This window comes from Stenotrophomonas sp. YJH_SMC_16 (assembly GCF_059367875.1).
Genome location: NZ_JCAFRH010000011.1, coordinates 128,104 through 139,947, shown reverse-complemented (window position 1 = coordinate 139,947; position 11,844 = coordinate 128,104). Strand labels below are relative to the sequence as shown.

Below are 11,844 nucleotides of genomic sequence, written 5' to 3'. Positions count from 1 at the left end.
GACGTCTCTGGAGGAACAAGCCCCTCTGTTGAGGGGCTGCCCCGGCAGGGGCGGGGAGAGGCAGGCAAAGGGAGGGGCCCAAACGTTGCGCAGCAACGATTGGGGCGAAGCGCGCGCAGCGCACTTCGCGTCCCGCGCCAGATAACTGAAAAAGGCTGCCCTTTCAGGCAGCCTTTTTCAGTTATCTGGCGGAGAGAGGGGGATTGTCGGGTGCATCCATGCACCCGATCCCGGCGCGCTGCGCACCGGGACCCGCCTGCGGCGGTCCGGTTCTGCTCCTGCAGAACCGTCGAACCCCGGCGGGGCTTCTCTCGCCCGATGCTCTCCGCCAGACAAATAAAAAAGCCGCCCACTGGGCGGCTTCTTCATTTATCTGGCGGAGAGAGGGGGATTCGAACCCCCGAAGCGCGGTTTAGACGCTTACACACTTTCCAGGCGTGCTCCTTCAACCACTCGGACACCTCTCCGGATCCCTGCCATCGGCAAACGCCTCAGCAGGGGCGCAGATTCTAGCGGGCTGCGCGGCACTTCACAAGCACCCCAGCCAGGAACCTGCGAAGGACGTGCCGGAGGCGAGGGGGCTGGACAGGCATGGCACAATGGAACATCCGATGGAAAACGGTGGCCTGATGTCCTACCTCGTCCTTGCCCGCAAGTGGCGTCCGAAGCGTTTTGCCGAGCTGGTGGGCCAGGAACACGTGGTCCGTGCGCTCAGCAACGCGCTGGACAGCGGCCGGGTCCACCACGCGTTCCTGTTCACCGGTACCCGCGGCGTGGGCAAGACCACCATCGCGCGCATCTTCGCCAAGTCGCTGAACTGCGAGCAGGGCACCAGCGCCGACCCGTGCGGCCAGTGCGCGGCCTGCCTGGACATCGACGCCGGCCGCTACATCGACCTGCTGGAAATCGATGCCGCGTCCAACACCGGTGTGGATGACGTGCGTGAGGTGATCGAGAACGCGCAGTACATGCCCTCGCGTGGCAAGTACAAGGTCTACCTGATCGACGAAGTGCACATGCTGTCCAAGGCGGCGTTCAACGCGCTGCTGAAGACGCTGGAAGAACCGCCGGAGCACGTGAAGTTCCTGCTGGCCACCACCGACCCGCAGAAGCTGCCGGTCACCGTGCTGAGCCGCTGCCTGCAATTCAACCTCAAGCGCCTGGACGAGGATCAGATCCAGGGCCAGATGACGCGCATCCTGGCGGCAGAAGAGATCGAGGCCGACGGCAGTGCCATCGTACAGCTGGCCAAGGCCGCTGACGGTAGCCTGCGCGACGGCCTGTCGCTGCTTGATCAGGCGATCGCCTATGCCGGCGGCGCGCTGCGCGAGGACGTGGTGCGCACCATGCTGGGCACGGTCGACCGCACCCAGGTGGCGGCGATGCTCGATGCGCTGGCCGAGGGCGATGGTCCGCGCCTGCTGCAGGTGGTGGCTGCGCTGGCCGAATTCTCGCCGGACTGGAGTGGCGTGCTGGAAGCATTGGCCGAAGGCCTGCATCGCATCCAGGTGCAGCAGCTGGTACCGGGTGCCGCAGCGGCCGCTGAAGGCCTGGACGCGACGGTGTTCGCCGAACGCCTGCGCCCGGAAGTGGTGCAGCTCTGGTACCAGATGGCCTTGAACGGCCGTCGTGACCTGCCGCTGGCGCCGAGCCCGCGCGCGGGATTTGAAATGGCCGTGCTTCGCATGCTGGCGTTCCGACCGGCCGCAGCGGTACCGCCGGTGCCGAAGGCCGTCGACGGTGCGGTGGGTGGCACGCCGGGCGGTAACGCTGCCGGTGGTGGCACCGGTGCCGGTAGCCACGAAGCGACGCCGGCCGCTGCCGCCGCTTCGGCCAGCCCGGCCGTGGTGGCGCAGGTGGCCGCTCCGGCGCAGGCCGCGCCGCGCGAACCTGAACCCGAACCGGAGCCGGTCCCGCAACCCGACCCTGAGCCGACGCCGGAGCCCGAGCCGGTTCCGGTGGAGGAGCCGGTGTCACCGCCGCCGGTGAAGGCCGAAGCCGTGGCGCCTCCGTCTGTTGAAGCAGAAGCGGGCGACGACCTGCCGCCGTGGGCCACCGACGAAGCCGAGGCGCGTGACGAGGCGCGTGACGAGGCGCGTGACGAGGCGCTGGCGGCCGAGATGGCTGGGCCGGACGCCGCCATGGTGGCGCCCTGGCATGAACCGCCGGCTCCCGTCGCGGCTCCCGGCGAGCCTGCGCCGTCCGAGCGCCCGTTCCGCACTGAAGGCATTGCCATCGCGCCAACAGAGTCGGCCCCGGCACGTGATGCCGTGCCGCAGGAAGGCGTCAGCGAGCTGGCCACGGCCGAGGACTGGCTCGACCTGGTGGCCAACAGTGGCCTGAGCGGCCCGTCGCGGCAGCTGGCGGCTAACGCTGCCTTCATCAGTTGCCAGCACGGGACCTTGAAATTGGGCCTTTCGCCCGGATTTGAGTACCTGCGCTCGGAGCGTGCGCTGGCGGCCCTGGGCGAGATGCTGGAGAAAGCCCTTGGCCAGGCCCCGAAGATCGTGGTCGAGACCGTGGAAATCGAGCACGTCCCGGCCGAGACCCTGCATCAGCGTGCCGACCGCCAGCGTAGTGAGCGGCAGCAGGTGGCAGAGGCTGTTTTCATGGACGATCCGGAAGTGCAGGTGCTGATCCAACAGCACGGCGCCCGGGTTGTTTCCGATTCCATCCGTTCTTTTGACGAGTAAGAGACTATGCGCGGCAACATCGCCCAACTGATGCAGCAGGCCCAGAAGATGCAGGAAAACCTGCAGAAGGCCCAGGAAGAAATCGCCAGGATCGAAGTGACCGGCAGCGCCGGTGGCGGCATGGTCAGCGTGACCCTGACCGGTGCCAAGGAATGCCGCAAGGTGCGCATCGATCCGTCGCTGGCCAGCGACCCGGAGATGCTGGAAGACCTGATCGCCGCCGCCTTCAACGATGCCTCGAACAAGATCGATGCCGAGTCGAAGTCGAAGATGGGGTCGGCCACCGCTGGCATGCAGCTGCCGCCGGGCATGAAGCTGCCGTTCTGATTTTCAGCGTGGCACCCGTGTAACCGGGTGCCACGGACCCTGTAGCCGTCGAGCCTGCTCGACGCAATGAAAGCCTGTCGCCGTGTCCGCACCCCTGCTTGAACAATTGATCGACGCGTTGCGGGTGCTGCCGGGCGTCGGCCAGAAGACTGCGCAGCGCATGGCCTACCACCTGCTCGAGCGTGAGCGCGAAGGTGGCCGGCGCTTGGCCGAAACCCTGGCGCTGGCGGTGGAACGCATCGGCCACTGCGCGCAGTGCCGCGATTTCAGCGAAACCGAGCTGTGCCCGACCTGTGCCAACAGCAGCCGCGAGCGCAGCCAGCTGTGTGTGGTCGAATCGCCGGCCGACCGCCTGGCCATCGAAAACGCCACCGGCTTCCGCGGTGTCTACTTCGTGCTGCAGGGCCGCCTATCGCCGCTTGATGGCATCGGCCCGCGCGAGCTGGGCCTGGAGCAGCTGGAGCGACGGCTGGCCGAAGGCGAGGTGCAGGAGCTGATCATCGCCACCAGCGCCACTGTCGAGGGCGAGGCCACCGCGCATTACCTAGCGCAGCTGGCGCGTGCACGCAAGGTGCAGCCCAGCCGCCTGGCGCAGGGCCTGCCGCTGGGCGGCGAACTGGAATACGTCGATCGTGGCACGCTGTCGCACGCGTTCGGGACGCGCAGCGAATTCCGCGATTGAGCAACGGCCGGCATGGCCGGGCGTGAGCGGCCTACAATGCGGGAGACATCCCCGCCGAGGCCGACCATGAGCAACGAAACCCTCTTCAGCAAGATCATCCGTCGCGAGATCCCGGCCACCATCGTCTACGAGGATGACGAGGTGCTGGGCTTCAAGGACATCGCACCGCAGGCGCCGGTGCACGTGCTGTTCATTCCGAAGAACGAGATCATTCCGACCCTGGATGACCTGCAGCCGTCGCAGGCGCACCTGATCGGGAAGCTGGCGCTGGCCGCCGCCGAGTACGCGCGCCGCGAAGGCTTCGCACAGGACGGCTACCGCATCGTGATGAACTGCCGCGAGGATGCCGGCCAGACCGTGTTCCATATCCACATGCACCTGCTGGCCGGTGCGTCGCTGGGGCACTTCGGTACCCCGGGACGTTGAGCGCCCGGTATCCGCTCCATGCGTGGATGAAAAAGGCCGCCCGAGGGCGGCCTTTTCCGTCATGCCTGTGTGGTGATGATCACCACCAGCCCCAGCGACCATAGCCGCCCCAGTACGGGCCATACGGGCTCGGGCCCCACGGGCCATAGGGGTAGGGCACCACGTCGACCTGGCGCTGTTCCGGCCACAGGTAGATCACATCGGCCGACAGCTTCGGCAGGCGGTAGTCGTACTCGCCGATGCGGGTGTTCTGGTAGCCGTCGATCTTGCCGATGAAGGTCACGTCACGACCGGCTTCGAACACCGCCGGGTCGTAGAAGCCGGCACGGCAGGCAATGAAGCGGCCGTCGCTGGCGTCGGACGAGGTGGTGTTCGGGCGGCCACTGCCATTGAGCGGGCGCGAGATGATCTGGAAGCAGGTCTCGCCCTGGCCGGGCTTGGTTTCGATGATGCGACCGCCCCAACGGACCGGCGTGCCGACCTGCTGGGTAGCGACCGAGTCGCGAGGGGAGACCAGGCTGAACTGTCCCTGCAGCGGCTTGGGGGCCGTGGCGCAGGCTGACAGGGCCAGCGTGGCCACAGCGGTGAGAAGGAACTTGGTGTTCATGGGGAGGCTCCGGAAGTCGGGCGATGCCTGCGCAGGTCCCGCAATAATGAAGCGAGGTCGGTGCAAGTTCCAGCGTAGCGCGCGTCGGCGAAACGCTGGCTGAGTGCGAGCAGGGCCGGGTCGGGGCGCTGCCGGTGTACCCGCTGTGCCCAGTCCTGTGCGGTTTCGTGCGGTTCACGGGCCAGGCCGAGGCGGGCGTAGCGCCGTCCGAGCCGGTGCCAGGCGCGCAGCAGCGGCTCGCGTTCGCGCTCGCCACGGGCCAGCAGCCAGGCCATCCACGCCAGCGCCAGCAGTGCGGCTACCACGAAGCCAGCGACCAGCTGCCCGGGGCCCAGATCGTCCAGCCCGAACGGCTTGAGCAGCTGCTGCTGGCGGCGCGCGTCGAAGGACAGCACCAGATCGTTCCAACCGCGGCGCAGCCAGTCGCCCATCTGGCCCAGCTGCAGCCAACGCTGCTGCAGTGGTGTGTCCGTGCCGGCCTGCAGGCGGTCATCCAGGGTGTCTAGGATGCGTTCCGGTGCCACGGCTGCGGTCGGGTCAACCCGGACCCAGCCGCGCTGCGGCAGCCATACCTCGGCCCAGGCGTGGGCATCCATCCGCCGCACCACCCAGTAGTCGCCGATGCGGTTGCGGGTGCCACCAGCGAAACCGGTCACCACCCGCGCCGGGACGCCGGCGTTGCGCATCAGCACCACGAAGGCCGAGCTGAAGTGTTCACAGAAGCCGGCCTTGTAGCCGAACAGGAACTCGTCGATCGGGTCGCGCCCTGCCGCAGGGGTATCCAGCGTGTACGAGAAATCGGTGGTGATCCACTGCAGCGCGCGGCGCACGATGGCCTCGTCGTCGCTGCCAGCGTCCTGCCGCCATTGCTGCGCCAGCGTGGCGGTGCGCGGGTTGAAGCCGGCCGGCAGCTGCAACGTCGCGCGGCGCAGATAGGGCGACAGCGTGCTGTCGAAGCGCAGTGGCGGGGCCGAATGCAACCGCCAGCGGCTGAGCGAGGCCAGCGGGCGTTCGCTGCTCAGGCTCATGTCCGCATCCAGCACGCTGCCCGCAGGTGCGCGGCTGGGCAGGTCCAGCGCCACCAGCTGGCGGCGGTCGGTGGGCTCGTAATCGATCTGGTAGTCCCAGCCCTGTGTACCCGCTGCAACCACTGCAGCAGGTCGCCGCGCGCTGGCACGGTCGCGTGTCCAGCGCCGTCCATCGAAGGCGGTCAGTACAGGGCCGCGCCAGTAGCGCTGCGCCGGCTCGGGCGGAGCGCCGAAGAACTGCACGCGCAGCGCCGGGGTGTCGTCGGCCATCAGGTCCAGCCACTGGCCGGGTTCCATGCTGTCGGACAGCCCCGGTGTACCCACGGCGCGTTCGGGAATACCCCACAGTGGCGTGGCCAGTCGGGGGAAGAGCCAGAAGCAGGCCAGTGCCAGCGGCAGGCCGATCGCCAGCAGGCGGCCGACACCACGCAGCTGTCCACGCAGTGGCTGGCGGCCAGCATGGCCTTCATCCTGCGCCAGGCGTTGCAGTGCGATCAGTGCGCTGCCCCCGGCCAGCGCGGCCAGCGCTGTTGTCAGCGGCCCCTGGTCGAGCAGGAATGCTGCAAAGGGCGAGAACAGCGCGAAGCCGAGCAGGCTGCGGGCATCACGCAGGCTGCGCAGCTCGCTGGACTTGATCGCCAGCATCGCGGCCAGCAGCGCGCAACCGGTATCGCGTCCTGGGCGCACCACGCCCATCTGCCAGACGATGGCGCCGAGCATGGCCAGCACCAGCAGCAGGCGTACCGGCATCGGCAACACTGTCCGCCACGACAGGGCGGCAGTGATGATCGCCGCCAGCGCGATCACGCCCGCCAGCAGTGGTGGCAGCTGCAGCAGCAACGGCAACAGTGCCAGCGCCGCGCTGGCCAGGGTCCAGTTGCGGGCATTGCGGTCGAGCAGGGCCGGGGTCTCAGTCATGCGGCATCAGCGCCAGCGCGCGCAGGCACAAGTGATGATGGCTGGCGCCCTGGCCGGGCCCGAACGGTGGATGCGCAGGCAGCAGCAGGGTGTAGCGGCGGCCCTCGCGCTCGGCCACATCCACCCAGCGCGCCAATCGAGCGATGCGTGCTTCATGGCCCAGCGGCGCCAATGAGCGCCAGTCGAGGATCACTTCGATGCCGACCGGCTTTTCGTACTCGCGCACCAGCAGGCTGTCGCGGCGTGCCGAGTGCTTCCAGGAAATGCTGCGCGGCGCATCGCCCGCCCGGTAGGGGCGCAGCTGATGCAGCTCCTCGCCGCTGGCATGGGCACGGGTATGCAGCGGATCGCTGCCGCTCTCCGGCAGTGCAGGCGCCACGGCCTCGGCCAGCGGGTAGACCAGCAGCGGCTGTTCCGGCCACACCCACGACCATGCCCGCACCAGGCCCAGCGGCTGGGTGGTGGACAGGCGGATACGCGGCAGTTCCAGCCAGCCACGGCGTTCGCTGGGAACGTCCAGTTCCACTTCGCCACGGCCGTGCGCAGGCAGCGAGGTCCAGGCGTTGCTGTCACCCAGCTGCAGATGAAGGCCGTGCCGCGCACGCGGATCACGCAGTGAGAGGTCTACGCGCAGGCGCAACGGTTGCCCGGCCGGTACCGGCTCGGCCGAGATCGCATCGATCTGCACGCCGGACAACTGGAGATGCGCGGCAATGGCACTGGCGATGGCCGCTGCGGCAAGCAGCAGGGCCAGCAGCAGCGCCGGATTGTTGTTGTAGTTCAGCGCGCCCAGCAGCATGGCCACCAGCAGGGTGGCAACGAACAGGCCGAAGCGGGTGGGCAGCACATAGATGCGATGGCGGTCCAGCCGCTTCGGCAAGGCTTCGGGCCTGCGTGGCCGTGCCAGCAGCTGCATGCGTGCCCAGCGTGTGGCCACGCTCAATCCACCGCGACGGTCTGCAGGATCGCGCGCGCCAGTGCCGGTCCCGAACTGGATTCGGCTTCCGCCACCAGCCGGTGACCAGCCACTGCGACGAACAGCGTCTGCACGTCCTCGGGCACGACATGCCCGCGACCCAGCAGCAGGGCATGTGCCCTGGCCGCACGCAGCAATGCCAGGCCGGCGCGTGGTGACAGGCCGACGCGCACGCCGGCGTGCTGGCGGCTGCGGGTCAGCAGGGCCTGCACATAGTCGATCAGCGCGTCGCTGGCATGCACCTGGTTCACCGCGTCGCGCAGCGCGCGCACCTGGGTGTCATCCAGTTTCGGTACGGCGCGCGCGATCAGGTCGCGGCGGTCGCTGCCACGCAGCAGTTCGCGTTCGGCCTGGGCACTGGGGTAGCCCATCGCCAGCCGCAGCAGGAAACGATCCAGCTGCGAATCCGGCAGCGGGAAGGTGCCGGACAGGTCCACCGGGTTCTGCGTGGCGATCACGAAGAACGGGTCGGGCAGCGGATGCGTCTGTCCGTCCAGGGTGACCTGTTGTTCGGCCATCGCTTCCAGCAACGCGCTCTGCGTGCGTGGTGGTGCCCGGTTGATCTCGTCGGCCAGCAGTACGTGGGTGAACACCGGGCCTGGGTGGAACTGGAACTGGCGGCTGCCGGCTTCATACACCGACACGCCCAGCACATCGGCCGGCAACAGGTCGGAGGTGAACTGCACGCGCTGGAAGCTGAGGCCGAGGCTGCTGGCCAGCGCATGCGCCAGCGTGGTCTTGCCCAGGCCGGGCAGATCTTCGATCAGCAGGTGGCCGCCGGACAGCAATGCGACGAACGCCAGCCTGACTTCCGGCACCTTGCCCAGTACCAGTGCGTTCACCTGATCCTGTGCCTCCCGCAGGGCCTGACGCAATTGATCGGTTAGCATGCTGGGATTGGGGGACGAAGCTGGCATGATCGTCTCAGATCTGGAATCCACTCGATTATCCATAGAGCAATGCAAGGCGAACAGCGCGCACGGACGATATTTCTCTGGTTATGGACGCTGGTCACAGCGGCCAAGCTGATCGTTGCCGCGCGCCTGCCGCTGTTCGTCGACGAAGCGTTCTATTGGCAGGAAGGCCAGCATCTGGCCGCGGCCTATTCGGATCTGCCCGGGCTGACCGCCTGGCTGGCCCGCCTGGGCGTGGAGATCGGCGGGCATCACGTGCTCGCGCTGCGCCTGCCGTTCCTGGCCATCGGTGCGCTGCTGCCGCTGCTGGTGGTGCGCACGGCCACGCGCTGGTTCGGCAATGTGGCCGGTTGGCAGGCGGGCAGCCTCACGCTGTTGATGCCGTTGTCGGCGACGCTGGGCCTGCTGGCGGTACCGGACGTGCCGATGGCGTTGGCGGCAGTGATCTGCCTGCACGCCGGTGCGCGCCTGCTGCACAACGTGGATGCCTCCTCGGCGATGAAGCTGGCGCTGGGCCTGCTGATCGGTGCACTCAGCCACTACCGTTTCATCGGTGTCATCGGCGTCGGTTTCATCGCGTTGCTGGCATTGCCGCAGGGACGTCGCATGCTGGCCGATCCGCGCGTGTGGGTGGCATTGGCGGTGGGCGTGCTGGCATGGCTGCCACTGCTGGCGTGGAATGCGGACAACCACGATGCCGGCCTGAAATTCCAGGTGATCGAGCGTCATCCCTGGGCGTTTGAATGGGGCGGGCTGTGGTTCCTGGTGATCCAGCCGATGCTGGTCACGCCGATCCTGTGCATGGCGATGTGGAAGGTGGCGCTGGCAGGAACCCGGAGCGGTGGCGGTGCGCGCGTGCAGTGGCGCTATTTCGGCCTGGTGGGCGGCGTATCCACGCTGGGCATTTTCGTGCTCGGCTTCTTCACTGACGTCGAGCGGATCAGCTTCCACTGGCCGCTGCCGGGCTACCTCGCATTGCTGGTGGCGGTGCCGGTGGTGCTCAACGGCTGGCCGCGCTGGCTGCGCCGCACCGGCTGGTGGCTGGCCGGCGCGGGCATGGTGCTGGCCTTCGGCTACTACCTGATGGCATCCACGCCGGCACTGCGCGAGCAGATGGCCGGCAGCAAGTACTATCCGCGCAATTTCGCCGGCTGGCAGCCACTGGCAGTTGCGGTCCATGAAGAGCTGCGGCAGATGCCGGAAGGAACGCGCGTGCTGGCCGGCAACTTCAAGGTTGGCGCCGAGCTGGGTTTCCAGCTGGGCAATGGCAACATCGAGGTACTGCCGCATCCGCTCAATGACAAGCATGGCCGCACCGCGCAGCTGGCGCAGTGGGGCCTGCTGCATGAGGGCGAGCGCACGGTGCCGATGCTGCTGGTGCTGTCACCCAGCGACCAGCGCTATCGCGAACTGCTGGAGCGCTATCACGCCATCTGCAATCAGGTGGGGCCGATGCCTGCGCCACGCGTGGTCAGCAGTGATCACGGGTTCCAGCGCTTCCTGCTGTTCCGGCTGCCGGTGCAGCGCGCAGAAGGGCCGTGCGTGACGCCGGCGATGGCGTGGCTGGATGCGCCGTCCAATGGTGAGAAGGTATCCGGCACGCTCGCGATCAAGGGCTGGGCGTTCAAGGATGGTGTCGGCCTGGCGCGCGTCGAAGTGCTGGTCGATGGTCGCTCGATCGGTGACGCCCGCTATGGGCGTGTGTTCGACGTGCGCCACACCTGGCCGGACAGTACCGATCCGCAGCATCCGGCGGTGGGCTTTGATGCGTCGCTGGATACCGCCACGCTGGCGCCGGGCCGGCATTGGCTGGGCCTGCGCCTGCACGGCCGCGATGGCAGTGTGGAGGCGTGGCAGGAGCAGCCGTTCGAGGTTCGTTGAGGTCCTCTGGTCCTGTAGAGCCGAGCCGATGCTCGGCTGCTTCTGCTTCTGCTTCAGATGCAGGCTGCCTCGAAAAAAGCAACCGAGCATGGGCTCGGCTCTACAGTTCAGGGCACCGCGAAACCGGCCCTGCGCAGCAATCCGCATACCGCGATCAGCGGCAGGCCGACCAGCGCGGTCGGGTCGCGGTTGTCGATGGCGTCGAACAGGCTGATGCCCAGGCCCTCGCATTTGAAGCTGCCGGCGCAGTCCAGCGGTTGCTCGGTGGCCACGTAGCGGGCGATTTCGTCTGGTTGCAGTTCGCGGAAGCAGACTTCGGTCAGATCGACGGCCGTGAATGATTCTCCGTCACGGCTGAGACAGACGGCGGTGTGGAAGCGGACGGTCTGCCCCGACATCGCTGCCAGCTGCGCACAGGCGGCCTCGACCGTACCCGGTTTGCCCAGTGGCTGGCCGTTCAGGTCTGCGACCTGGTCCGAACCGATCACCCACGCGCCGGGGTGGCGGGACGCCACCTCGGCCGCTTTGGCGGCGGCCAGGCGGGTGGCCAGGGCCAGCGGAGCCTCCCCGTTCATGGGAGTCTCATCCACCTCCGGACGTGCGCAGTCGAAGGGCAGGCCCAGCCGTTCCAGCAGCTCGCGGCGGTAGCGGGAGGTGGAGGCCAGGACCAGTGACATGCGAGAATACCGGGGCAGGGCATGGCAGTCTGGCGTGTCCGCAGCGCCAGCAGCAAGTCCTGTATGGCGGGCATTTGACAGTCGGCGCCCGGATCCTTAGTATTCAGCGGCTTATGTCCGCGAACGTGCCCGAAACGCTGGATGCCTGGCGGATGGTTGTAGCGCGAAGGCGCTTCGACGGTCAGGTGTCTCTGGCTGAATTGACCCGCCTGCAGGGGTTGGTCGCAGATACCGACGGTGAGTGCAATTACTCGCTTGAATTCGGTCGCGACGACGTCTTGCGGGTATCCTATGTGGAATTGACCATCGACACCGCGCTGCCGCTGACCTGTCAGCGCAGCATGCAGCGATTCCTGTTGCCGGTGAAGGTGACCCAGAGGCTTGGCCTGATCCGCGACGAGGACGAGGAATCGTCCCTGCCGGAGGAATACGAGGCGTTGCTGGTGCCGGAAGATGGCCAGCTGAAGCCGCTGGATCTGGTCGAGGACGAACTGGTGCTGGCGGTGCCGGTGGTACCGCTGTCGCCCGACGGTGAAGCAGTCGACAAGGACTGGGCGCCGAGCGAAGAAGAAACGAAGAAGGCCAACCCGTTTGCGGCGTTGGCGGCATTGAAGAAACAATAGCAGCCGGTTGTCGTCGGCGGCTGCGGCGAAAGCGAAAAGTGTGCTGGGCGCTGGCGTCCTGTGCGACGAAACGACGAAGCAAAACGAACCGA

Annotated in this window: 11 protein-coding genes and 1 tRNA gene; 6 read left to right on the top strand and 6 right to left on the bottom strand. The window is 67.6% G+C overall.

Translation table 11 applies throughout. The features are described 5' to 3' along the window. Window positions 1–374 precede the first annotated feature (374 nt). Window positions 375–467 (bottom strand) — tRNA-Ser (locus AC5P6E_RS19580). A gap of 162 nt (window positions 468–629) precedes the next feature. Between AC5P6E_RS19580 and dnaX the strand changes: the two genes are divergently transcribed. The 4 genes from dnaX (at window position 630) to AC5P6E_RS19560 (ending at window position 4,128) form a co-directional block, all read left to right on the top strand. Then, entirely contained in the window at window positions 630–2,693 is a 2,064-nt protein-coding gene (gene dnaX / locus AC5P6E_RS19575) for a DNA polymerase III subunit gamma/tau (protein WP_313208317.1), read from the top strand. A gap of 6 nt (window positions 2,694–2,699) precedes the next feature. After that, entirely contained in the window at window positions 2,700–3,020 is a 321-nt protein-coding gene (locus AC5P6E_RS19570) for a YbaB/EbfC family nucleoid-associated protein (protein WP_010483846.1), read from the top strand. 82 nt (window positions 3,021–3,102) lie between these two features. Beyond that, complete coding sequence (gene recR / locus AC5P6E_RS19565; protein ID WP_053442577.1) at window positions 3,103–3,702, top strand: recombination mediator RecR; 600 nt, start codon at window positions 3,103–3,105, stop codon at window positions 3,700–3,702. 66 nt (window positions 3,703–3,768) lie between these two features. Beyond that, on the top strand, window positions 3,769–4,128 hold the full coding sequence (locus AC5P6E_RS19560; protein ID WP_010483842.1) for a histidine triad nucleotide-binding protein: 360 nt from the start codon (window positions 3,769–3,771) through the stop codon (window positions 4,126–4,128). Window positions 4,129–4,207: 79 nt separating this feature from the next. Here AC5P6E_RS19560 and AC5P6E_RS19555 read toward each other — a convergent pair whose 3' ends face one another. The 4 genes from AC5P6E_RS19555 to AC5P6E_RS19540 are packed head-to-tail and all read right to left on the bottom strand — an operon-like array spanning window position 4,208 to window position 8,574. Then, a complete protein-coding gene (locus AC5P6E_RS19555; protein ID WP_032127773.1) occupies window positions 4,208–4,735 on the bottom strand; it encodes a Slp family lipoprotein in 528 nt (175 codons plus the stop codon). Then, the gene (locus tag AC5P6E_RS19550) at window positions 4,732–6,681 is read right to left on the bottom strand and encodes a transglutaminase TgpA family protein (protein ID WP_329834848.1); all 1,950 of its coding nucleotides are present in this window, start codon (window positions 6,679–6,681) and stop codon (window positions 4,732–4,734) included. Before AC5P6E_RS19550 ends, AC5P6E_RS19555 begins: the two co-directional genes overlap by 4 nt. Next, window positions 6,674–7,597 (bottom strand): DUF58 domain-containing protein, encoded by a 924-nt coding sequence (locus AC5P6E_RS19545; protein WP_032952475.1) that lies wholly within the window; start codon window positions 7,595–7,597, stop codon window positions 6,674–6,676. Before AC5P6E_RS19545 ends, AC5P6E_RS19550 begins: the two co-directional genes overlap by 8 nt. A 23-nt stretch (window positions 7,598–7,620) precedes the next feature. Continuing rightward, window positions 7,621–8,574 carry an AAA family ATPase gene (locus AC5P6E_RS19540; protein WP_043398214.1) on the bottom strand — a complete coding sequence of 318 codons (954 nt, stop codon included), beginning with the start codon at window positions 8,572–8,574 and terminating at the stop codon, window positions 7,621–7,623. A 42-nt stretch (window positions 8,575–8,616) separates the two neighbouring features. Between AC5P6E_RS19540 and AC5P6E_RS19535 the strand changes: the two genes are divergently transcribed. Continuing rightward, window positions 8,617–10,452, top strand: coding sequence for a glycosyltransferase family 39 protein (locus AC5P6E_RS19535; protein ID WP_019338746.1), 1,836 nt, complete (start codon window positions 8,617–8,619; stop codon window positions 10,450–10,452). 107 nt (window positions 10,453–10,559) lie between these two features. Here AC5P6E_RS19535 and AC5P6E_RS19530 read toward each other — a convergent pair whose 3' ends face one another. Next, on the bottom strand, window positions 10,560–11,129 hold the full coding sequence (locus AC5P6E_RS19530) for a Maf family protein (protein WP_495231258.1): 570 nt from the start codon (window positions 11,127–11,129) through the stop codon (window positions 10,560–10,562). A gap of 113 nt (window positions 11,130–11,242) precedes the next feature. Between AC5P6E_RS19530 and AC5P6E_RS19525 the strand changes: the two genes are divergently transcribed. Beyond that, on the top strand, window positions 11,243–11,752 hold the full coding sequence (locus tag AC5P6E_RS19525) for a YceD family protein (RefSeq protein WP_010483828.1): 510 nt from the start codon (window positions 11,243–11,245) through the stop codon (window positions 11,750–11,752). Window positions 11,753–11,844 lie beyond the last annotated feature (92 nt).